The following is a 21,676-nucleotide window of genomic DNA, read 5'->3' as shown; positions in this document are numbered from 1 at the left end:
CGGGGCGTATCCAGGATTGCACCGTGCCTCCTCCCCGGCGAAGCTGGGGGCCATGGGCATCGAAGAGTACGGCGGTGGGCAGGGCCCCGGGCCCGACGTCCTGGTGGTCACGACGAACGACGTGCCGGGGCACCGGGTGCAGGAGGTCATCGGTGAGGTCTTCGGCCTGACCGTCAGGTCCCGGCACATCGGCAGCCAGATCGGCGCCGGCCTGAAGTCGATGATCGGCGGCGAGCTCAAGGGGCTGACCAAGACGCTCGTGCAGACCCGCAACCAGGCCATGGAGCGCCTGATCGAGCAGGCCCGCGCGCGGGGCGCCAACGGTGTGCTGGCGTTCCGTTTCGACGTCACGGACGCGGCGGACGTGGGCACCGAGGTGTGCGCGTACGGCACCGCGGTGGTGCTCGTCCGCGAGTGACCGCGCGGTGCACCGCCCGCACCCCGGCAGGGGCGGACGGTGCTCCGCATTCGTACGGGCTCAGCCGCCGTGCCGGGCCGCGTTCGCGACGATCGCGTCGCGCAGGTAGACCGCCAGACCGGGCCGGATGTCCTCGTACGTCCGGGTGAAGCGCGGGTCGGCGACGTACATCTCGCCCAGACAGGTGTGCATCTCGTGCCCGCAGTCGTAGTACGCGCGCGTGATGAACCGCCGGTGCTCCTCCGCCGTGCCCATCGCCTCCTCGGCGTCGGCCGGCACCCCGGCCGACATCAGGTCGGCCATGCGCAGATGGATGGCGTTCAACTCCTCGGTGACGCGTTTCCAGTCGTCCTTGGTGTAGGACGCGGTCCGCTGCCGGGACTGCCGGTAGGCGTCGGTGTCGCCCCAGCGCTCCCGCACCTCGTCCTCGTACTGGTCCGGGTCGAAGTCCCCGAACACCTCGAACTTCTCCTCGGGCGTGAGATCGATGCCCATGTCGCGTGCCTCCATGGCGTGCTCCACGGCCGCCGCCATCTTCCGCAGCCTCTCGATCCGGGCGGTCAGCAGGTCGTGCTGCCGGCGCAGGTGTGCGCGCGGGTCTGCTTTTCCGGTGGCCTGATCGTCGAGCAGGGCGGCGACCTCGTCGAGCGGGAAGCCGAGCTCCCGGTAGAACAGGATCTGCTGCAGCCGGTCGAGGTCGGCGTCGCTGTAGCGCCGGTGCCCCGCGCGGTTGCGCTCGCTCGGGGTGAGCAGGCCGATGCCGTCGTAGTGGTGCAGGGCACGCACCGTGACCCCGGCGAAACCGGCGACCTGTCCCACGGAGTAGCTCACTTCCGCTCCCTTCTCGGTACGCACTCCACCCTGGGACCTCACGCCACGTGAGGTGCAAGCCGGTTTCCCACTTCCGGCGTCACAACCGCTTTGTCCATATTGGTCTACATTGGTCTGCTTTATCCGACTATCGTGTGCGCGTGGCCCAGGACAGCGCGCAGCAGGAACCCTCCGCCGCCCCGGCGACCCGGGCACGCACCCTGCTGCTGTCCGTCGTGCCCGCGCTGATCGTGGGGGTGGTGGCGAGCCTGCTGCTGGTGGGCGTGAGCTCGGCGGCCGGGCAGCTCCAGGACGTGCTGTGGCAGGACCTGCCGGACGCGCTCGGAGTCGGCAGGTACTCCGTGCTGTGGATGTTCACCGTGCTCGTCGCCACCGGGATCGCGGTCGGTTTGGTGGTGTGGAAGGTGCCGGGCCACGCCGGCCCCGATCCGGCGACCACCGGCCTCGACGCCCCCGTGCTGCCGCCCGTGGTGCTGCCGGGGCTGCTGCTGGCCACCGCCCTGATGCTGGCCGGCGGGCCGAGCCTCGGGCCCGAGAACCCGATCATCGCCGTGAACGTCTCCCTGGCGGTCCTGCTGGGCACCAGGGCGTTCCCCCGGACCCCGGAGCGCGGCTGGGTGGGGTTGGCGGAGGCGGCGACGATCGGCGCGCTGTTCGGTACGCCGGTGGCCGCGGCGCTCGTCGTCTCCGAGGCGCTGGCGGGTCAGCGGATCAAGGGACGGCTCTGGGACAGTCTCTTCGCGCCGCTGGTCGCCGCGGGGGCCGGTGCGCTCACCGTCACCCTGGTGTCGCGGCCGAGCTTCGACCTGCACCTGCCGCCGCTCGGCCGACCCGGCTGGGCGGACCTGTTGTCGTCGCTCGTCGTCGCCTCGGTGGGCGCGCTGCTCGGCATGTGCGCCGTCCACGCCCTCCCGTACGTCCACGGGGCGTTCCGGCGGCTGCGGCATCCCCTGCTGATGCTTCCGGCCGGTGGGGTGGTGCTGGGCGCGCTGGCGGCCCTGGGCGGGCATCTGACGCTGTTCAAGGGGCTCGACGAGCTCGCCGAGCTGGCGGCCGACCCCGGGGGCTGGTCGGCGGGCCAGTTCGCCACCATGACGGTGGTGAAGCTGGCCGCCCTGCTCGTCGCCACGTCCTGCGGGTTCCGGGGCGGGCGGGTCTTCCCGTCCGTGTTCGTCGGCACCGCGCTCGGGCTGTGCGCACACGCCCTGGTGCCCGGTGTGCATCCGGCGGTCGGCGTGTCGGCGGGGGTGCTGGGGGTTCTGCTGGCCGTCACCCGTCAGGGCTGGGTGAGCCTGTTCGTCGCCGCCCTCCTGGTCGCCTCGCCGGGCATCCTCGCCCTCCTGTGCATCGCGTCGCTCCCGGCCTGGCTGCTGGTGACGGGACGCCCCCTGATGCAGCTGCGGACGGACGGGACCTCGGTCCGATGACCCCGCTCACCGCATTTCCCGCATTTTTTGCATTTTCTGCATTCCCAGTGTTCCCAGTGTTTCCCGCATCCCCCACCGCACGAACCCCCGGAGGCATCCATGCCGCTGCACACCGCACCCCGGCGCGACGAGCGCCCCTTGTCCGTCAACCCCTTCCTGGGGGAGGCGAACCCCGTCGGGGACATGACCGAGGCGCCGCCCAAGCACCGGATGCCCGACGCGCCGATGGCGCCCTCGACGGCGTACCAGCTGGTGCACGACGAGCTGATGCTGGACGGCAACGCACGGCTGAACCTGGCCACCTTCGTCACCACCTGGATGGAGCCGGAGGCCGGCGCCCTGATGGCGGAGTGCCGGGACAAGAACATGATCGACAAGGACGAGTACCCGCGCACCGCCGAACTGGAGCGGCGCTGTGTGTCGATGCTCGCGGACCTGTGGCACGCGCCCGACCCGGCGGCCGCCGTGGGTTGTTCGACGACCGGTTCGAGCGAGGCGTGCATGCTCGCCGGGATGGCGCTCAAGCGCCGCTGGGCGCGGAACAACGCCGACCGGTACCCGTCGAAGGACGCCCGGCCGAACCTCGTCATGGGCGTCAACGTCCAGGTCTGCTGGGAGAAGTTCTGCGCCTTCTGGGAGGTGGAGGCCCGTCAGGTGCCCATGGAGGGCGACCGGTTCCACCTCGACCCGCGGGCCGCCGCCGAACTGTGCGACGAGAACACCATCGGCGTCGTCGGCGTCCTGGGCTCCACCTTCGACGGCTCCTACGAGCCGATCGCGGACCTGTGCGCGGCGCTGGACGAACTCCAGGAGCGCACCGGCCTCGACGTCCCGGTGCACGTCGACGGGGCGTCCGGCGCGATGGTCGCGCCCTTCCTCGACGAGGACCTGGTGTGGGACTTCCGCCTCCCGCGCGTGACGTCGATCAACACCTCGGGGCACAAGTACGGGCTGGTCTACCCGGGTGTCGGCTGGGCGCTCTGGCGGGACGCGGACGCACTGCCCGAGGAACTGGTCTTCCGGGTGAACTACCTGGGCGGCGACATGCCGACGTTCGCGCTGAACTTCTCCCGGCCGGGCGCCCAGGTCGTCGCGCAGTACTACACCTTCCTGCGGCTGGGCCGCGACGGCTACCGGGCCGTGCAGCAGGCCGCGCGGGACGTGGCCCGCTCCCTCGCCGAGCGGGTCGGGGCACTCGGCGACTTCCGGCTGCTGACCCGGGGCGACGAGCTGCCGGTGTTCGCGTTCACGACCGCGCCGGAGGTGACGGCGTTCGACGTCTTCGACGTGTCCCGGCGGATGCGGGAGAACGGCTGGCTGGTGCCCGCGTACACCTTCCCGGCGAACCGTCAGGACCTTTCGGTGCTGCGGGTGGTGTGCCGCAACGGCTTCTCCGAGGACCTCGCCGACGTGTTCTCCGAGGACCTGTCCCGGCTCCTCCCGGACCTGCGCCGGCAGCCGCACCCCCTCACCCACGACAGGAACGCGGCCACCGGCTTCCACCACTAGCGGCTGAGCCGTGCGAACCTGCGTACCGCCAGCGGGAAGAACACGGCGAGCAGGGCCAGGGGCCAGGCGACGGCCGCCCACACGTGCCCCGGCTCGCCGTCGGGGTTGCCGAGCAGGTCGCGTACGGCCGTGGCGGTGTGGGACATCGGGTTCCGCTGGACGACCGTGCCGAGCCAGGCAGGCAGGCAGGCAGGCAGGCATGGACTCGGGCATGGCGATGGCGTTGGACAGGAAACCGACCGGCCAGACCAGGATCTGCACCGCCAGCACCAGTTCGGGCTTCCCCGCCACCAGTGCCAGGTGGATGCCGATCCACAGCATCGCGAACCGGAACAGCAGGAGCAGTCCCACGGCGCCCAGGAAACCGGCTGCGCCGCCGTGGGCGCGCCAGCCGAGCCCGGCGGCGACGGCGAGGAGCACCGCCAGGCCGATCGCCGACTGCAGCATGTCGGCGGCGGACCGGCCCACCAGGACCGCGCCGTTGGCCATGGGCATCGAGCGGAAGCGGTCGACGACGCCCTTGTTGAGGTCCTGGGTGACGGCGACCATCGTGCCCTCCAGGCCGAAGGCCATGGTGAGCGCGAGCATGCCGGGGAGCAGGTAGTCGAGGTAGTCGCCACTCACGCCCCGACCGCCGCCGATCAGGTAGCCGAACATCAGCAGCAGCATCACGGGGAAGACCAGGTTCACCACCACCGCCACCGGCTGGCGCCCCCAGCGGGCGAGTTCACGGCGGGTCATGGTCCAGGAGTCGGTCAGGGCGTACGTCGTGGTGGTCACGCGGCCTCCTTCACCCGGTCGTCGCACCCGGTCAGGCGCAGGAACACCTCGTCGAGCGTGGGCCTGCGCAGGGCGATGTCCTCGGCCTCGACGCCTGCCTCCTCCAGTGCGCGGACCACTCCGGCCAAAGCCGCCACGCGGTCGGTGACCGGTGCGCTCAGCAGCCGCCGGTCGGTGTCCACGGTGACCGCGCCCTTCGGTACCGGCAGCAGGGCGACGGCCGCGCCCAGCTGCCCGGCGTCGCGCAGGACGACGTCGACGCGGTCGCCGCCGAGGGCGGCCTTGAGCTCGTCCGGTGTGCCGTCGGCGACGACCCGGCCGGCGTCCACCAGGGAGACGCGGTCGGCGAGTTGGTCGGCCTCCTCCAGGTACTGGAGTGGTGAGCAGGACTGTCGTGCCGCCGTCGACCAGGGAGCGGACGGAGTCCCACACCTCCGCTCGGCCATGGGGGTACCCCCTGCTCGAGCGAAGCCGAGAGCTTGGGGGAGGATCCAGGCCCGTGGTCGGTTCGTCCAGGAAGAGCACCTCCGGTTCGGTGATCAGGGAGGCGGCGAGGTCCAGGCGGCGCCGCATGCCTCCGCTGTACTGCCGTACCGCCTTGCGGCCGGTGTCGGCGAGGTCGAAGCGCGCCAGGAGTTCGTCGGCACGCGCGCGTGCGCGTCGCGCGCCCAGGTGGTGCAGGCGGCCGAACAGTTCGAGGTTCTGCCGGCCGCCGAGTTCCTCGTCGAGTGCCGCGTGCTGGCCGAGCAGGCCGATGCGCAGGCGTACCGCGTACGCCTCGCGCACCACGTCGTGGCCCGCCACCTCGATCCGGCCCGCGTCGGGCCGCAGCAGGGTGGCCAGGATCCGGACCAGGGTGGTCTTGCCCGCGCCGTTCGGGCCGAGCACTCCGTGCACCGTGCCGCGCGCGACCGTGAGGTCGAGCCCGTCCAGCGCGGGCCTGCCGTTCGTCGTGCTCGTTCCGCCGTTCTTCGGGTTCCTCGCGCTCTTCCCGCCGTACGTCTTGCGTGCTTCCTCGACGGTGATCGCCGCGTCGGCCACTGGGACTCCCTTGCTAGTCAAACTTGACTACACACTTTCGAAGGTAGGCGCCGTCAAGCCCGCTAGTCAAACTTGATTACTGCGCGGATCACCGCACGGGCGGACGCCTCAGCGCTCGTCCCCCGGGTGCCGCTCCCCCGTCGCGTACGGGTTCTCCTGGTCCTCGGCCAGGACGCCGACGAACGGCTCGCCCTCCCCGGCGAAGGTGTAGGCCCCGGCCTCGATCCGCCCGATCAGCCCCCTGGTCCACTCGGCCTCGGCGTCGGCCGTGTGCACCCACAGGTTCATGATCTCGCCGATGTGCCCCAGCTGCTCGGGGCCGTCCTCGGGCACGTAGTGCTCGAGGACGGCGGCCCGCCACTCCTCGATGCGCCGGGTCCGCTCCTCGAGCAGCGCCGTCGCCTCCTGCCTCGGCAGGTCGACGACGAAGCCGATGGCCGCCGACTTCACGTCCATCTTCTGGTCGTAGGCGACGAGGGCCTCCCGCAGCAGCGTGAAGTACTCCTCGTCACCCGCCGGGGTGATCTCGTACTCGGTGCGCGGGGGGCCGCCGGCCGTCGAGGGCGCGATCTCGTGCGCGTGCAGCAGTCCTTGCTTCGCCATCTGCTTCAGGGCGTGGTAGATCGAGCCGGGCTTGGCGTTGGACCACTCGTGCGCGCCCCAGTACTCCAGGTCGTTGCGCACCTGGTAGCCGTGGGCCCGCCCGTGCTGGCGCACCGCGCCGAGCACGAGGAGACGGATCGCTGACATGCGGTCCAGCGTAGGACGCCGCGGCTCACTCCCAGGAGCTGCCCTGCTCCTTGGCGACCAGTTCGAAGGCCGTGGCCCCGTCCAGGGATTCGCGGATGATGTCGGCGTGGCCGGCGTGCCGGGCGGTCTCGCGGATCAGGTGCAGGCACAGCCAGCGCATAGAGAGCCACTCGTCCTTCGGGTTCCAGGACGTCTTCGCCAGCAGGAAGGTGTCGTCGAGGCTGGGCACCGAGCGGATGAACGACTCCGTCTCGGCGGCCACCTCCTCGTAGGACGCGAGAACGGACTCCACGGTCTCGTCGCCGACCAGCACGAAGCACTCGTGCCAGTTCGACTCGTCCCGGTGAACGGCCGGCGGCTCACCCTTGGCCCGGGCGATCCAGCCCTGCTCGACCTCGGCGACGTGCTTGAGCAGTCCGGCCAGGGACAGCTCGCTGGCACTGGGGCGGGAGGACGCCTGCTCCTCCGTGAGGCCGAGCAGCGCCCGCCGGATGCCACCGCGCTGCTCGGCGATGAAGGCCAGGAGCGCTCCGCGCTCGTCGCCCCGCTCCTCGGGACCCACGTGAGTGACCACGACCGTCTGCCTTTCGTCGTTCCGTCGTTCCGCCGCAGGTGGCCCCTGCCGGCTGACACCGACGACGCTACGGGCCAACGAGGGCAGAAACTGTCCTCGTTGGCCCGGGCGGGAGAGGAAAGGGAGTCAGAACGGGAACCCGCTGCGGCCGTGCTGCACCGAGATCCACTTCGTCGTGGTGAACGCGTCCAGCATCGTGTCGCCGTTCAGCCGGCCGATGCCCGAGTGCTTCTCGCCCCCGAAGGGGACGATCGGCTCGTCGTGCACGGTGCCGTCGTTCACGTGGAACATGCCGGTGTCGATCTGCTTGGCGAAGTTCACCCCGCGCTCGATGTCACCGGTGTGCACGGCCCCGCTCAGGCCGTACGGGGTGTCGTTGACGAGGCGGACGGCCTCCTCCTCCCCGTCGAAGGGGACCAGGAAGACGACCGGGCCGAACACCTCCTGCTGGAGCAGGGCCGAGTCGGCGGGGACACCGGTGAGCACGGACGGCTCGAGCAGGTTGTCGGTCCGCGTGCCGTGCGCCAGCGCGGTCGCGCCCTCGGCGAGCGCCTGCTCGACGGCACCGGCCAGGGCGTCCGCCTGCTGCGAGTTGATCACCGGGCCGATGACGGTCTCGGGGTCGCGCGGGTCGCCGACCTTGAGGGACTTGACCTTGGCGACGAACTTCTCGGTGAACTCGTCGGCCACCGAACGGTCCACCAGCACCCGGTTGGCGGCCATGCAGACCTGTCCCTGGTGGACGTACCGGCTGAAGACAGCCGCGTCGACGGCGTAGTCGACGTCCGCGTCGTCGAGGACCACGAGCGCGCTGTTGCCGCCGAGTTCGAGGACCGAGCGCTTGAACAGGGAGGCGCAGACAGTGGCGACGTGACGGCCGACCTTGTCGGAGCCGGTGAAGGAGATGACCTTCGGGACCGGGTGCTCCAGGAAGGCGTCGCCGATCTCCGCGATGTCCGTGATCACCACGTTCAGCAGGCCGCCCGGCAGGCCGGCGTCCTCGAAGATCTTGGCGATCAGCGAGCCGCCGACGATCGGGGTGTTCTGGTGCGGCTTGAGCACCACGCCGTTGCCGAGCGCCAGTGCCGGGGCGACCGACTTAAGCGACAGCAGGAACGGGAAGTTGAAGGGGCTGATCACGCCCACGACGCCGACGGGCACGCGATAGACACGGTTCTCCTTGCCGTCCACCGGCGAGGGGATGATCCGGCCCTCCGGGCGCAGCGCCAGGTGCACCGCCTCGCGCAGGAACTCCTTGGCGAGGTGCAGCTCGAAGGCGGCCTTCAGGCGCGTACCGCCGAGTTCGGCGACGATCGCGTCGGAGATCTCCTCCTCGCGCTCCTCGACCAGTCTGAGCGCCTTCTCGAACACCGCACGGCGGGCGTAGGGGTTGGTCGCCGCCCACTGCTTCTGCGCGCGGGCCGCCGCGCGGTACGCCTCGTCGACCTCGTCGACGGTGGCTATCGTGATCGACGCCAGCTTCTCGTCGTCGTACGGATTGAAGTCGATGATGTCCCAGGAACCGGTTCCCGGGCGCCACTCACCGTCGATGTACTGCTGGGCCAGGTCGGTGAAGTACGACGACATGTGATCCCTCAACCCCTCGATCCCTCGCTGCCGGATCGGGCCCGCCCCGACCGGCCCCACGGTCCTGATCGAGCGTCATCGTACTTGTGTTTCAAGAGAGTTGAAGGAGACCTCGGAGAAGGTCCCGGCTCTCCGACGGCCCCGGACTGTCCTGCTGGAGCTCCTTGAGCGCCTTCTCGTACTGGGCGACGTCCTCGGCCTTGTCGAGGTACAGCGCGCTCGTCAGCTGCTCCAGGTAGACGACGTCCGACAGATCGGACTCGGGAAAGCTGAGGATGGTGAACGCGCCGGACTCGCCGGAGTGGCCGCCGAGGCCGAACGGCACGACCTGCAGCCGGACATTGGGCCGTTCGGACACCTCGATCAGATGCTGGAGTTGACCCCGCATCACCCCGCGGTCACCGTACGGGCGGCGCAGCGCGGCCTCGTCGAGGATGACGTGGAACTCGGGGGCGTTCTCGGAGACCAGGTACTTCTGCCGCTCCAGGCGCAGCGCCACCCGCCGTTCGACGTCGGCCTCGCTCGCGCCCTGCATGCCGCGCCGGACCACCGCGCGTGCGTATTCCTCGGTCTGCAACAGGCCGTGCACGAACTGCACTTCGTACGCCCTGATCAGCGCGGCGGCGCCCTCGAGGCCCACGTAGGTGGGGAACCAGCTGGGCAGCACGTCCGAGTAACTGTGCCACCAGCCCGCGACATTGGCCTCCCGGGCCAGGGAGAGGAGCGAGGCGCGCTCCTGCTCGTCCGCGATGCCGTACAGCGTCAGCAGGTCCTCCACGTCCCTGGTCTTGAAGCTCACCCGGCCCAGCTCCATCCGGCTGATCTTCGATTCGGAGGCGCGGATCGAATAACCCGCTGCCTCTCGCGTGATCCCCCGAGCCTCACGCAGTCGCCTGAGTTGTGATCCGAGCAGCATGCGCCGCACCACCGATCCCGGCTCTCCCGCGCTCACGTTCGCCAGCCTCCCCAACGTCTGCCAGGGCCCGAAGTCTGCCACTAAAACACTCCGAGCAGTACTCGACCGGTTACGGAAACGGGATCGAGCCAGGGGTTTCGCTCGGGAAGGAGCACGGTTCAGACAACAGGAGAGGCTGATGGGGCGGAAAGACAAGGAAAAGGTGACGGAAAAATTGACCAACAAGCGGTACGGGCAGGACGATTTCGGTCAGCTGCACGTGCATCTGCCCTTGCATCTGCTCTGCGCATCGGAAACCATGGCCTTCGCACCACCGCCGTAGCGCTACGACCGCGAATTCCGGGAGTGCCTCGCATGGGGACGAATGGATCGACCATGCTCGAGCCGTTACGGCAGGGCCTTCCGCCGCTGGACCCCGCGGCCGTGTCCGACGCCGCTTCCTGCTCTCTCCCGGCCCGCCACGAAGCGGTGCGCGAGGCCCGCCGGTTCACCCGGAAGACCTGTGACCAGTGGGACGTGGGCAACCGTTTCGACGATGTGTGCCTGGTCGTCTCCGAGCTGGTGACCAACGCCCTGCGGCACGGCCTGCCGGCCGAAGCGCCCCGGCTGACGGGACAGGAACCGCCGGTGCGGCTGCATCTGATGCGGTGGACCGGGCGGCTGGTGTGCGCGGTGCGCGACCCCAGCCACGACAGTCCCGTGACCGGTGAGGCGGGCGACTTCTCCGCCGAGTCGGGCCGCGGACTGCTGCTGGTCGAATCGTTCAGCGACAGCTGGGGCTGGCAGCCGATGAGGGGGGCACTCGGCGGCAAGGTGGTCTGGGCCTTGTTCCGGCTCCGCGGTCCGTCGTATGACATGACGTGACATGACGCATGACGTGACGCGGCACGGCGCCGCCCGCGGGCACCGTGTCCCCTCTACGCGCGTCACCACCCCGGGGCCCGGGGGCGGGAGACCGCCGGGTCAGCCGGCGACGAGGTGGTCGAACTCGCCGTCCTTGACGCCGAGCAGCATCGCCTCGATCTCCGCGCGGGTGTAGACGAGCGCGGGCCCCTCGGGAAAGCGGGAGTTGCGCACCGCCACCTCACCCCCGGGCAGCCGGGCGAACTCCACGCAGGATCCCTGCGAGTTGCTGTGCCGGCTCTTCTGCCAGGCCACGCCGTCCAGCCCGGTGGCCGCCATGCCGTTGTACACGCGGGACGCGCCGGCGCCGTCGTACACGTCCCCCTCGTACACGTCCCCCTCGTACACGTCGCCGTCGTACACGTCGTGGTCCACAGGTCGCTCCCCGGTGTGCACTGGCTGGTGTGGCCATTGATGCAGTGGTCAACTGATCCGGATCATAGCTTTGTTCATGTGCAAATGCATGGGCAGATGCACGTGCACGCGGGGTGCTCCTGCAATTACAACCCTGCCGCCGGGCCTGCCAGTCCCCCGTCTGGAAGTGAGACGCGTACGAGGGCTCTCCTGTTCCCTCGTGTGCCTTCGTGTGTCCTTCAGTTCTCTGCTCAGTCCTGCAAGCGGTCTCTTTTTTCGGTGTGCGGTGTCACCGGGCTGGTGGGGCGCCGGGTACGTCCTGTTAGCTGGCTCCGGCCGTTCCGGCCGACGGGGCCGACCACAGCTAGGGGGCTTGCGGTGACATCGGTGGATCAGGGGATCGCGGGGGCGTGCACCGCGGCGGGCCGGCGCACGCGGATCGCGTACGCGGCCATGGGCCTGGCCGGCGCGCTGGTGCTCGCCGGGTGCGGCGGTGACGGCGACTCCCGCGACGACTCCGCGACCGGCGCCACCCCGTCCACGCCGGCCACCACGACCGCCCCCGAGTTCGGCGGCGGCACCGGGTCCGGGTCCGGCGGTTCGGACGCGACCGGCGCCCCCGCGGGCAAACTGGAGGGCAGCTGGCTCACCACGGCCGGGGGCAAGGCCGTGGCCCTGGTGTTCACCGGCGACCAGGCGGCCCTCTTCGCCATGGGCGGCACCGTGTGCAGTGGCACCGCGCGGGAGGACGCCGGGGCCTCGACGATCAGCCTGAAGTGCGCGGACGGCAAGGCGGACCGGGCGAGCGGCACGGTCGACTCCGTGAGCGGGTCCACCCTGAAGGTCACCTGGGAGAGCTCCCTCGGCACCGAGACGTTCACCAAGGCCGAGGGCGGCCGACTGCCGCAGGAGCTGCCGACCGCGGGGCCGGGGTCGTAGGAGCCGCTGTGCGGACTCTGCCCTCCGGATGCGCCGGGAGGGCTCCCCGGGGTGTGATGATCTGGGGGCTGCTCCACGACCCCAGGGGAATCCTCATGCGCGCCATGCCGACCACCGTCACCGCCGTCACCGCCCTCCTCCTGCTGACCGCCTGCGGCGGCGAGAACGGTGGTGACGGGGCGAAGGACGACGCGAAGCAGGAGAGCGGGGCCTGTTCGACCGCGACGGTGAGCGTGGAAGTCGGCCCCGCGAGCGAGGCCCCGGCCGCCGGTGACAACGGCGAGGTCCCCGTGAACCTCGTCAACCAGGGCCCCTCCTGCGTCCTGGACGGCTTCCCCGGGGCGAGCCTGGTGGCGGCGGGGGGCGAGCCCGTCGCTCTGGCGCCGACGGACGGCGCCACGGCCCAGAAGCTGACTCTGCCCGAGGGCGGGTCCGCCTCCTTCACGATCACCTACGTGCGCGGGCCGGAGGACGCCGGCCGGAGCCTGGACGCGAAGACCCTGGAGATCGGCCTCCCCGGCGACTCCGCCACCCGCGACTTCCCCTGGTCGTACGGCCCGGTGGCGAACCAGGGCGAGGGTGAGGGCACGGCGACGGGGACGGGCACGGCCGACGCGACCGTGAGCGCCTTCCAGCGGTCGGGTGACTGAGCGGGCGGTGCCCGATCGGCCGGTGACCGATCGGGCACCACTTCAGGGACGCCGGCCGGGAAGCCGTCCGCGCGCTTCGACCTGGGCGTCGTCCGCCGCCCGCGCGCCCTCCTCCCACCCCGCCGCGTCGCTCACCCCGCGCAGCCGGGTGGTCGTCGTCTCCGGGAACAGGCGGTCCAGCCGCTCGGTGACCGCGACGTCGCGGGAGGCGAGCACCGGGAGCGAGTCGTCCGTCAGCTGGCTCTCGGCGGCAGCCGCGAGACGCGCGCCCACACGGTGGACGTACGCCGCGAGGAAGGACTGCCGGAAGGTCTTGGTCCGCTTGCGTCCCCCGGCCCGCTGAGCCGCCTCCGCCTTCGCCATGGCCGTACCGGCCTGCACGAGCAGTGAGGTGTGGAGGAGTTCGACCGCCTCCAGGTCGGAGGCGAAGCCGACCACCGTGGAGAAGCCGAGGGCCTCGTTCCACACGGCCCGGCAGTGATTCGCGGTGGCGATCGCGTCCAGCAGCACGGCCTTGGTCTGCTCGTACGGCGGCTCCACCCCGATCCGGCACGCTCCCGGAGCCGTCGCCGAGGGGGCCCGCACCGCGAGCAGCGCCTCGTCGACACTGTGCCGTGCCATCAGCTCCTGCGCCTTGGCGGTGAGGGCCTCCGCCTCCTCCGGGAACCCGGTCGCCTCCGCCTTGGCCAGCAGGGCGCGGATGCGGCCCAGCATGCGGGACTCCGGGTGCCGTTCCCGCGCGGGTGAGCCCGCACCCCCGGCTCTTTCGCTTCCCGCCGCGCCCCCGTCGGGCTCGTCGAGGGGTTCGAGGGCGGGCAGGCGCAGCAGCAGCCGGTACAGCTCCAGTACGGCGGTGGCGTGCGAGAAGCGGTCGGCGCGCCGCGCGGCAGCGGCCTCGCGGTCGCCGAGACGACCGCCGAGATCGCCGAGCTGGGCGTGCCAGCGGGGGCCGCGGGGCCGGTCGTGCGGCGCCTGCGCGCGGATCAGCTCCGAGGCCAGCCGTACGTGCACGTCGTCCAGTTCGCGCCGGACGATCCGTACGACGTCGGCGGGCTGCCAGCCGCGCCGCCAGGCCGTCGCCACGAACTCCTCGCCCCGCCCCGCGAGTTCGGCGTCCGCCGCCGGATCGGAGGCGAGCAGGGACGCGCCGGTGTCGAGGGCGTCGTCGGTGGTGGCGTACAGGGCTGCCCGGAAGGCGCGGTCGACGGTACTGGACGTGCTCACGGGTCGATCGTGCCATGCCCCCTCTCCCCGCCGGACCCCTGACCTGACGCATCCGTCTGTCAACTCATGGTTGACACCCCCTTACTGTCAACCTACGGTTGACACATGACGACGAACCCCGGCATCAAGTCATCCGTACGCCTCGACGACCTCATCGAGGCCATCAAGAAGGTCCACGAGGAGCCCCTCCGGCAGCTTCAGGACGCGGTGCTCGCGGGAGAGCACCTCGGCGACGTGGCGGACCACCTGATCGGCCACTTCGTGGACCAGGCCCGGCGCTCGGGCGCCTCCTGGACGGACATCGGCAAGAGCATGGGCGTCACCCGGCAGGCGGCCCAGAAGCGTTTCGTGACGAAGGACTCGGCCCCGCTCGACCCGAACGAGGGCTTCCACCGCTACACGCCCCGCGCCCGCAACGTGGTGATGGCCTCGCACAACGAGGCCAAGGCCGCGCGCAACGCCGAGGGCCTGCCCGAGCACCTGGTCCTCGGCCTGCTGGCCGAGCCGGGCAGCCTGGCCGCGAAGGCGATCACCGAGCAGGGCACCACCCTGGAGGCGGTCCGCGAGGCCGCGGCCGCGCTGCTCCCGCCGCCCGTCGAAGAGGCCCCCGAGCTGGTGCCGTACGGCGCGGCGGCCAAGAAGGTCCTGGAACTCACCTTCCGCGAGGCCCTCCGCCTCGGCCACAACTACGTCGGCACCGAACACCTCCTGCTCGCCCTGCTGGAGCACGAGAACGGCGAGGGCGTCCTCAGCGGCCTCGGCATCGACAAGACCACCACCGAGCGGTACGTCACCGAGATGCTGGCGCAGTTCCTGGAGACCCAGGAACCGGAGGCGGCGGACGGACAGCCCACGAAGCCCGAGCCCGGGCAGGGCTGACCCGGGCATCCAGGCGTCCGGGCATCCGGGCGCAGAGGCACCCGGGCACAGGGATGTTGTCAGACCCCCCTGCCACACTCACACCATGGCCGACCGGTGGGCGCTCGCTCCAGCCGAGGAAGGTGGCGTGGACGTCGCCCCCCTCGGCCCGGACGGGCTGCCCGCCGCTCCGGTGCGGCGGGAGGCGGATCCCGCCGAGGCCGTGCGGAGCCGGCCCGGCGTCACGCGGTGGGTGTGGCGGTCCACCTCCGAGGTCCATCCGCGCCTGCTCGCCGCGGGGGTGCGAGTGGCGCGGTGCTACGACGTCGAGGCCGCCGAGACGCTCCTGCTCGGCCACGAGGGGCGGTACGGGGAGCCCCGTTCGGCCGCGGCCGCCCTGGCCCGGCTGCGCGGCGGCCCCGTACCGCCCGATCCGCCGCAGCGCCCGGCCGAGCCGGGCGCGCAGCCGTCCCTCTTCGAACCCCGGGACGCGCACGTACCGCTGGAGGACCTCGTCGCGGTCTACGCCGAGCAGCAGCGCCGGATCGGGGCGACCGCGCATCCGGACAGAATGCGGCTGCTCGTGGCCGCGGAGTCGGCGGGGATGCTCGTCGCCGCCGAGATGAACCGCGCGGGGGTGCCCTGGCGGGCGGACGTGCACCGCGCGGTCCTGCACGACCTCCTCGGCGAGCGGTACGCGGGCGGCGGCGAACCGCGCAGACTCGCCGAACTCGCCGACGAGGTGTCCGCCGCCTTCGGCCGCCGGGTGCGGCCCGACCTGCCCGCCGACGTCGTCAAGGCGTTCGCGCAGGCCGGGATCAAGGTCTCCTCGACCCGCCGGTGGGAGCTCGAGTCCATCGACCATCCGGCGGTCGAGCCGCTGATCGAGTACAAGAAGCTGTACCGCATCCGGGTCGCCCACGGCTGGTCCTGGCTCCAGGACTGGGTGCGCGACGGCCGCTTCCGGCCCGAGTTTCTGGCAGGCGGGACGGTGACGGGCCGTTGGGTGACCAACGGCGGGGGCGCGCTGCAGATCCCCAAGGTGATCCGCCGCGCGGTGGTCGCCGACCCGGGCTGGCGGCTGGTCGTCGCCGACGCCGCCCAGATGGAGCCACGGGTCCTGGCGGCGATCTCCCGCGATCCCGGGCTGATGGAGGTGGCCGGCCGGGAGACCGACCTCTACCAGTCGGTGTCCGACCGCGTCTTCTCCGGCGACCGCGCGCAGGCGAAGCTCGCCGTCCTCGGCGCGGTCTACGGCCAGACCTCCGGCGACGGCCTGAAGAACCTCGCCGCCCTCCGACGCCGCTTCCCCAAGGCGGTCGCCTACGTCGACGAGGCCGCCCGCGCGGGCGAGGAGGGCAGACTCGTACGGACCTGGCTGGGCCGCACCTGCCCGCCCGCGGCCCGTGCGACGGAGGACGCGGTGGAGGAGGCGGGCATCCCGGTCGCGGCGGGCGCCCCGGTCGCGGAGGAGGAACCCGACGCCACCCGGCAGTGGGTACCGGGTTACGCCTCGACCGACGCCCGCGCGCGGGGCCGCTTCACCCGCAACTTCGTCGTCCAGGGCAGCGCCGCCGACTGGACCCTGCTGCTGCTCGCCGCACTGCGGCAGGCCTTGACGGACATGGCCGCCGAACTGGTCTTCTTCCAGCACGACGAGGTGATCGTGCACTGCCCCGAGCAGGAGGCGCAGGCGGTGGCGGCGGCGATCCGCGACGCCGCGGCCCTGGCGGGCCGGCTGACGTTCGGGCGGACACCGGTGCGGTTCCCGTTCACTACGGCGGTGGTGGAGTGCTACGCGGACGCCAAGTGAGGCCTCGGGGAAGGTGGGAGGTGAGGGCGCCCGGGCGCACGGCGGGCTGCGCCCCACCGCTCAGATGACCGGCGGCCGCCCCAGTCGCGTCAGCCGCCACACCGTCCGCCAGCGCATGGCGTGCCGCTCACCGGCCGGCTCCCGCAGGCCCTCGGCGAACCCGCCGAACCACGCCCGCAGCCCGGCGACCGACCGGTTCCTGAGCAGGGTGAGCAGCACCCACACCCCGAGATGGACGGGAATGAGCGGGAGGGGCAGCCGCCGACGGGCGAGCCACACCCGGTTCCGGGCGTTCACCCGGTAGTAGATGGCGTGCCGGGCGGGTGAGGTCTTCGGGTGCTGGAGCAACAGCTCCGGCGCGTACAGGATCCGCCAGCCCGCGTCGGCCGCGCGCCAGGCCAGGTCGGTCTCCTCGTGCGCGAAGAAGAACGCGGCGGGCCAGTCACCGATCTCGTCGAGCATCGCCATCCGCAGCCCGTGCCCGCCCCCGAGGAACCCGGTGACGTACCCGCCCTTCATGGGGTCCGACTTTCCGACCCGGGGCACATGCCGCTGCTGCGTCTCCCCCGACTCGTCGGCGATCCGGAACCCGACGATCCCGAGCCGCTCGTCCTCGGCGTACAACTCCCTCACCCGGCGCAGCACATCGGCGTCGACGAGCAGTCCGTCGTCGTCCAGCTCGACGACGACGTCCACGTCCCCGAACTCCCGCAGCCGCGCGATCGCGGCGTTCCGCCCGCCCGGGCAGCCGAGGTTCTCCTCCAGCTCGACGGTCGTCACCTCGCCCGGCAGCGACAACCGCCGGGCGAACTCGGGCAGCGGGCACCCGTTGCCCACGATCACGATCCGCGCGGGCGCCACATCCTGCTTCGCCACCGACTCCAGCAGCGCGTCCACCTCCGCGGGCCGGTTCCCCATCGTCACCACGGCCACAGCGATCCTCGGAGTCCCGATGTCCCCCACCTCCCAAGCGCCCACGGCCGACGACCGGCCGAACGACTGACGCGCGATGCTAGCCGTTCACGGAAAGGACTTGTCGAGTACACCTTCCCGTACGCGGTTCCTCAACCACATCCGCACGACCTGCAAGGCCCCCGTCCAGCGCCGAATCGAACGGACCGGTTGCGCGAAACCCGTACGCCGCAGCCCCGGCAAGCCCTACCGCGACATGGCCCCCTCCGTCGTCTGTCGCCGTCGTGCGGCGGCCGCTCGATGCCCCGCAGGGCAACCGTCCCGCCCGGCCGGGCCGCCCGGCGGGCGGGGTCAGCCCGTGGCGCCGTCCTTCGCTGCGAGCACGATCTGGGTCTGGGTGGTCTGTCCCACCAGTCGGTCCCTGTCGTCCCGCAGGTCGGTCTGCACGACGACGAGGGTGCCGCCGACGTGCAGGGGTCGGGCCGTGGCGTGCACCCGCCCGGCGGCCACGCCCCGCAGGAAGTTGGTCTTGGACTCGACCGTGGACGTCCCGGCGCCCGGCGGGAGGTTGAGGTAGGCGCAGACCGCGCCGACGGAGTCGGCCAGCGCCATCAGGGCTCCGCCGTGCAGGATCCCTCCCGCGGTGCAGGCCTCCGGGGACCAGGGCAGACTGCCCGTGGTCCGGTCGGGGGCGGCCTCGTGGAGCTCGATGCCCAGCCGTGTCGCGAAGGGCATGGCCGCCAGCAGGGCGGCGGGGCTGAGGGCTGCCGTCTCGGAAGGGGGCATGGCGTGCTGCCTTTCGGGATCGGGCGGGTGCTCTCGAGCACGCGGTGAAGATCGTGCGGTGTACCGGACGCCAGTCTCGCAGCCCCCATCGGGAAAGCCGAGGCGACGAACGAGAACACGCCACGGGCACCGCGCTCAGCACGACGCGGCTGGTCTTCCGGGGAAAAGCAACACTCACTGCCCTGACCCACACGGCCAAGGGCAAGGAAAAGCCCCAGGTCACGGTGAGTGATTCCCGGGGCTTCCGCAGAGCCGCCTTCGGGATTCGAACCCGAGACCTACGCATTACGAGTGCGTTGCTCTGGCCATCTGAGCTAAGGCGGCGTGCGCTGTCGGCACCATGGTGCGATCAGCGACGTCGGTAAGTCTACACAGTTTCGGATAGTGCTTCGTACCTGCCCCGGAGGCGGGCCGGGGGACCTGTCTCCGGGGTGGGCGCACCTGCTATGAGCAGCGCTTTCCGTTGGTGGGCGGGGTGCCGCGGAGGAGGTAGGTGTTGATCGCGGAGTCGATGCAGTCGCTGCCCCGGCCGTAGGCGGTGTGGCCGTCGCCCTCGTAGGTGAGGAGGCGGGCCGAGGAGAGCTGATCGGCGAGGGACTCGGCCCAGTGGTAGGGGGTCGCGGGGTCGCGGGTGGTGCCGACGACGACGATCGGGGCCGCGCCCTTCGCCTCGATGCGCCGGGGCTTGCCCGTGGCGGCGACCGGCCAGTACTCGCAGTTCAGGGCCATCCAGGCGAAGCTCTCGCCGAAGACCGGGGAGGCCTTCTCGAAGTCGGGGAGGGCGTCCCGTACCTGCTCCGGGGAGTTGAAGGCGGGCGGGAGGTCCAGGCAGTTCACGGCGGCGTTGGCGAACATCAGGTTGGCGTAGTCGCCCTTGGCGTCGCGCTCGTAGTAGCTGTCGGAAAGGGCCAGGAGTCCGGCGCCGTCGTTCTTCTTCATCGCCGCCGTCAGCGCCTCGCGCAGCCGTGGCCAGGCGCCCTCGTTGTACATGGCCGCGATCACGCCGGTGGTGGCCAGCGACTCGGTGAGCCTGCGGCCCGCGGCGTCTTTGGTGGGGATCGGCCGGGCGTCGAGTTCGGCGAAGAACTCCTTCAGGTTCACGCCGACCTGTTCGACACTGGTGCCCCGGCCGCCGAGGGGGCAGTCGCTCTGCCGTACGCAGTCCTTCGCGAAGGCCGTGAACGCCGTGTCGAAGCCCGCCGTCTGCTCGACGTTGAGCCGTCGCGCCGGCAACGAGGGGTCCAGCGCGCCGTCCAGCACCAGCCGGCCCGTCCGGTCCGGGAACAGCCCCGCGTACGTCGCCCCGAGGAAGGTGCCGTAGGAGGCGCCCACGTAGTTCAGCTTCTCGTCGCCCAGCGCCGCCCGCACGATGTCCATGTCCCGGGCCGTCTCGACGGTCGACACATGGCGCAGCAGCTTCGGCTCGTCCGCCCCGCAGCCCTCGGCGAACCTCCGGTACGCGGCGACCAGCGCGTCGGTCTCCTTCGCGTCGTCCGGTGTGACGTCCGTCTGCGTGTACGCGTCCATCTCGGGGCCGTCCAGGCACTCGACGGGTTCGCTGCGGGCCACGCCCCGCGGGTCGACGGAGACCATGTCATAGTGGGCACGCACCTCGGCCGGGTAGCCGACACCGGCGTACGCCTGGAGGTAGCCGATCGCCGAACCGCCCGGCCCACCGGGGTTGATCAGCAGCGAGCCCAGCCGCTCCCCCGGGCCTGTGGCCTTCTTCCGGGACACGGCGAGGCGGACGTCACCGGCGGACGGGTCGGCGTAGTCGAGCGGGGCCCTCAGCGTGGCGCACTGGAAGCCGGGCGCCCCGCAGTCGCGCCACTTCGGCTTCTGCTCGTAGTACGGAGTGAGTGCCGCAGGCGTGGCACGGGGCAGCGCGGCCAGTACCTCCGTCGCTCTCGCCGCCGATTTCGCGGAACCCGTGGTGCCCGCCGTGTTCCCGAAGGAGCAGCCGGAGACGAGGAGCGCGGCGGCGGCGAGCAGCGTGGCTGCGGTGCGGGTCCTGCGGTGGAGGGTGCGCCTTGTGTGCATGATGCGAGAGTAACTGTGAGCGACGATTCGGGTGCCCTGTGTGCACCCCGTGCCTCGTACGAGTTACGGGACGCGCGGGTTCAGCCCGCTCTGAGCGCCATGGTCATCGCCTCCACGGCCAGGAGCGGGGCCACGTTGCGGTCGAGGGCGTCGCGGCAGGCGGCGATCGACTCGATGCGGCGGAGTGTGGACTCGGGGGAACTGCCGCGTGCCAGGCGCTCCAGGGTGTCCTCGGCGTCCGTGTTGGCGAGGGCGACGCGGGAGCCGAGCTGGAGGGCGAGGACGTCGCGGTAGAAGCTGGTGAGGTCGGTCAGGGCCACGTCGAGGCTGTCCCGCTGCGTGCGCGTTCGGCGGCGCTTCTGCATGTCCTCCAGATCCTTGACCACGCTCGCCGTACCGCGCGGCAACCGGCCGCCCTGGGCCGCGCCGAGTGCCGCCTTCAGCTCGTCGGTCTCCTTGGTGTCCATCTGCTCGGCCAGTTGTCTGGCGTCCTCGGCGGCGGCGTCGACGAGTTCCTGGGCCGCCTTGAGCGCACTCCCGACGTCGTCGACCCGCAGCGGCAGCTTCAGCACGGCGGCGCGGCGCTCGCGGGCCGCCGGGTCGGTGGCCAGGCGGCGGGCCCGGTCGACGTGGCCCTGGGTGGCGCGGGCGACGGCCGCCGCCACGTCCGGCTCGACGCCCTCGCGTCGTACGAGCAGGTCGGCGACGGCGGCCACGGAGGGCGTGCTCAGGTTGAGGTGGCGGCAGCGGGAGCGGATCGTCGGCAGGACGTCCTCGACGGACGGGGCGCAGAGCAGCCAGACCGTGCGGGGTGCGGGCTCCTCCACGGCCTTGAGGACGGCGTTGGCGGAGCTCTCGTTCAGCCGCTCGGCGTCCTCGACGAGGATCACCTGCCAGCGGCCGTTCGCCGGTGCGGTGAACGACTTGCGGACCGTGTCGCGCATGTCGCGCACCAGGATCATCGCGCCGACGGCGGTGATCGTGCTCACGTCGGCGTGGGTGCCGATCAGGGCGGTGTGGCAGCCGTCGCAGAATCCGCAGCCCGGGGCCCCGCCGAGGGCACGGTCGGGGCTGACGCACTGCAACGCGGCGGCGAAGGCACGCGCCGCCTGGTGGCGTCCGGCGCCGGGCGGGCCCGTGAACAGCCAGGCGTGGGTCATCTTCGACGCCGTCGGCGCGGGGGCGCCGGTCGCCGCGGCGGTGACGAGGGCGTCGGCGTCCCGGGCGGCGGCGGTGAGCTGTTCGCTCACCCGCTGCTGCCCGACGAGGTCGTCCCACACGGTCATGGGTCACGCCGCCCTTCCATCCGCCGTCCTTCCATCCGCCGCGCCTCCGTCACGTCCACCGCGTACGAGGCACCGCCG

Annotated in this window: 20 protein-coding genes, 1 tRNA gene and 2 pseudogenes; 9 read left to right on the top strand and 14 right to left on the bottom strand. The window is 71.7% G+C overall.

The features are described 5' to 3' along the window. Nucleotides 1–52 precede the first annotated feature (52 nt). Nucleotides 53–418 carry a YbjQ family protein gene (locus DIZ27_RS06240; protein WP_109377261.1) on the top strand — a complete coding sequence of 122 codons (366 nt, stop codon included), beginning with the start codon at nt 53–55 and terminating at the stop codon, nt 416–418. Nucleotides 419–478: 60 nt separating this feature from the next. On the opposite strand, the gene DIZ27_RS06235 is transcribed toward DIZ27_RS06240, so the two are convergent. Continuing rightward, the gene (locus DIZ27_RS06235) at nt 479–1,249 is read right to left on the bottom strand and encodes a MerR family transcriptional regulator (RefSeq protein WP_109377260.1); all 771 of its coding nucleotides are present in this window, start codon (nt 1,247–1,249) and stop codon (nt 479–481) included. A gap of 140 nt (nt 1,250–1,389) precedes the next feature. On the opposite strand from DIZ27_RS06235, the gene DIZ27_RS06230 reads away from it, so the two are divergent. After that, on the top strand, nt 1,390–2,676 hold the full coding sequence (locus DIZ27_RS06230; RefSeq protein WP_109377259.1) for an ion channel protein: 1,287 nt from the start codon (nt 1,390–1,392) through the stop codon (nt 2,674–2,676). A gap of 99 nt (nt 2,677–2,775) precedes the next feature. Further along, nucleotides 2,776–4,185, top strand: a complete 1,410-nt coding sequence (locus tag DIZ27_RS06225) for a glutamate decarboxylase (protein ID WP_109377258.1) — start codon at nt 2,776–2,778, stop codon at nt 4,183–4,185. Here the strand turns inward: DIZ27_RS06225 and DIZ27_RS06220 are convergent. From DIZ27_RS06220 to DIZ27_RS06195, 6 genes and pseudogenes are all read right to left on the bottom strand, one after another. Next, nucleotides 4,182–4,926: pseudogene (locus DIZ27_RS06220) on the bottom strand (ABC transporter permease). The gene DIZ27_RS06225 and the pseudogene DIZ27_RS06220 overlap by 4 nt on opposite strands. A gap of 35 nt (nt 4,927–4,961) precedes the next feature. Next, nucleotides 4,962–6,006: pseudogene (locus tag DIZ27_RS06215) on the bottom strand (ATP-binding cassette domain-containing protein). A 108-nt stretch (nt 6,007–6,114) separates the two neighbouring features. After that, nucleotides 6,115–6,756: a PadR family transcriptional regulator gene (locus DIZ27_RS06210; RefSeq protein ID WP_109377257.1), complete on the bottom strand. Its 642-nt coding sequence runs from the start codon at nt 6,754–6,756 to the stop codon at nt 6,115–6,117. Between the two features lie 25 nt (nt 6,757–6,781). Beyond that, nucleotides 6,782–7,330: a DinB family protein gene (locus tag DIZ27_RS06205; RefSeq protein WP_109377256.1), complete on the bottom strand. Its 549-nt coding sequence runs from the start codon at nt 7,328–7,330 to the stop codon at nt 6,782–6,784. A 126-nt stretch (nt 7,331–7,456) separates the two neighbouring features. Next, the gene (locus DIZ27_RS06200; RefSeq protein WP_109377255.1) at nt 7,457–8,917 is read right to left on the bottom strand and encodes an aldehyde dehydrogenase family protein; all 1,461 of its coding nucleotides are present in this window, start codon (nt 8,915–8,917) and stop codon (nt 7,457–7,459) included. Between the two features lie 91 nt (nt 8,918–9,008). Next, nucleotides 9,009–9,833, bottom strand: coding sequence for a helix-turn-helix transcriptional regulator (locus DIZ27_RS06195; RefSeq protein ID WP_109377353.1), 825 nt, complete (start codon nt 9,831–9,833; stop codon nt 9,009–9,011). A 178-nt stretch (nt 9,834–10,011) separates the two neighbouring features. Between DIZ27_RS06195 and DIZ27_RS45610 the strand changes: the two genes are divergently transcribed. Further along, nucleotides 10,012–10,155, top strand: a complete 144-nt coding sequence (locus tag DIZ27_RS45610; protein ID WP_181383405.1) for a hypothetical protein — start codon at nt 10,012–10,014, stop codon at nt 10,153–10,155. A 53-nt stretch (nt 10,156–10,208) separates the two neighbouring features. Next, complete coding sequence (locus tag DIZ27_RS06190) at nt 10,209–10,697, top strand: ATP-binding protein (RefSeq protein ID WP_109377254.1); 489 nt, start codon at nt 10,209–10,211, stop codon at nt 10,695–10,697. Nucleotides 10,698–10,796: 99 nt separating this feature from the next. Here DIZ27_RS06190 and DIZ27_RS06185 read toward each other — a convergent pair whose 3' ends face one another. Continuing rightward, on the bottom strand, nt 10,797–11,015 hold the full coding sequence (locus DIZ27_RS06185; RefSeq protein ID WP_109377352.1) for a DUF397 domain-containing protein: 219 nt from the start codon (nt 11,013–11,015) through the stop codon (nt 10,797–10,799). 453 nt (nt 11,016–11,468) lie between these two features. Between DIZ27_RS06185 and DIZ27_RS06180 the strand changes: the two genes are divergently transcribed. Both DIZ27_RS06180 and DIZ27_RS06175 read left to right on the top strand, forming a co-directional pair. Then, nucleotides 11,469–12,029 (top strand): hypothetical protein, encoded by a 561-nt coding sequence (locus tag DIZ27_RS06180; protein WP_375231932.1) that lies wholly within the window; start codon nt 11,469–11,471, stop codon nt 12,027–12,029. 95 nt (nt 12,030–12,124) lie between these two features. Then, the gene (locus DIZ27_RS06175) at nt 12,125–12,679 is read left to right on the top strand and encodes a DUF4232 domain-containing protein (protein ID WP_109377350.1); all 555 of its coding nucleotides are present in this window, start codon (nt 12,125–12,127) and stop codon (nt 12,677–12,679) included. Between the two features lie 42 nt (nt 12,680–12,721). Here the strand turns inward: DIZ27_RS06175 and DIZ27_RS06170 are convergent, their stop codons facing one another. Beyond that, nucleotides 12,722–13,903, bottom strand: coding sequence for a DUF2786 domain-containing protein (locus DIZ27_RS06170; RefSeq protein ID WP_109377253.1), 1,182 nt, complete (start codon nt 13,901–13,903; stop codon nt 12,722–12,724). Nucleotides 13,904–14,008: 105 nt separating this feature from the next. On the opposite strand from DIZ27_RS06170, the gene DIZ27_RS06165 reads away from it, so the two are divergent. Continuing rightward, on the top strand, nt 14,009–14,782 hold the full coding sequence (locus DIZ27_RS06165) for a Clp protease N-terminal domain-containing protein (RefSeq protein ID WP_109377252.1): 774 nt from the start codon (nt 14,009–14,011) through the stop codon (nt 14,780–14,782). An 85-nt stretch (nt 14,783–14,867) separates the two neighbouring features. Then, nucleotides 14,868–16,574, top strand: coding sequence for a bifunctional 3'-5' exonuclease/DNA polymerase (locus DIZ27_RS06160; protein ID WP_109377251.1), 1,707 nt, complete (start codon nt 14,868–14,870; stop codon nt 16,572–16,574). 60 nt (nt 16,575–16,634) lie between these two features. Here DIZ27_RS06160 and DIZ27_RS06155 read toward each other — a convergent pair whose 3' ends face one another. The 5 genes from DIZ27_RS06155 to DIZ27_RS06135 form a co-directional block, all read right to left on the bottom strand. Further along, the gene (locus tag DIZ27_RS06155) at nt 16,635–17,528 is read right to left on the bottom strand and encodes a glycosyltransferase family 2 protein (protein WP_109377349.1); all 894 of its coding nucleotides are present in this window, start codon (nt 17,526–17,528) and stop codon (nt 16,635–16,637) included. Between the two features lie 309 nt (nt 17,529–17,837). After that, complete coding sequence (locus DIZ27_RS06150; RefSeq protein ID WP_109377250.1) at nt 17,838–18,272, bottom strand: PaaI family thioesterase; 435 nt, start codon at nt 18,270–18,272, stop codon at nt 17,838–17,840. A gap of 250 nt (nt 18,273–18,522) precedes the next feature. Beyond that, nucleotides 18,523–18,596 (bottom strand) — tRNA-Thr (locus DIZ27_RS06145). A gap of 120 nt (nt 18,597–18,716) precedes the next feature. Beyond that, the gene (locus tag DIZ27_RS06140; RefSeq protein ID WP_109377249.1) at nt 18,717–20,312 is read right to left on the bottom strand and encodes an alpha/beta hydrolase; all 1,596 of its coding nucleotides are present in this window, start codon (nt 20,310–20,312) and stop codon (nt 18,717–18,719) included. Between the two features lie 80 nt (nt 20,313–20,392). After that, nucleotides 20,393–21,598 (bottom strand): DNA polymerase III subunit delta', encoded by a 1,206-nt coding sequence (locus tag DIZ27_RS06135; protein WP_109377248.1) that lies wholly within the window; start codon nt 21,596–21,598, stop codon nt 20,393–20,395. Nucleotides 21,599–21,676 lie beyond the last annotated feature (78 nt).

This window comes from Streptomyces sp. NWU339 (assembly GCF_003143855.1).
GTDB lineage: Bacteria > Actinomycetota > Actinomycetes > Streptomycetales > Streptomycetaceae > Streptomyces.
The sequence above is the reverse complement of the archived record's forward strand: the minus strand, read 5'-3'. Positions and strand labels throughout refer to the sequence as shown.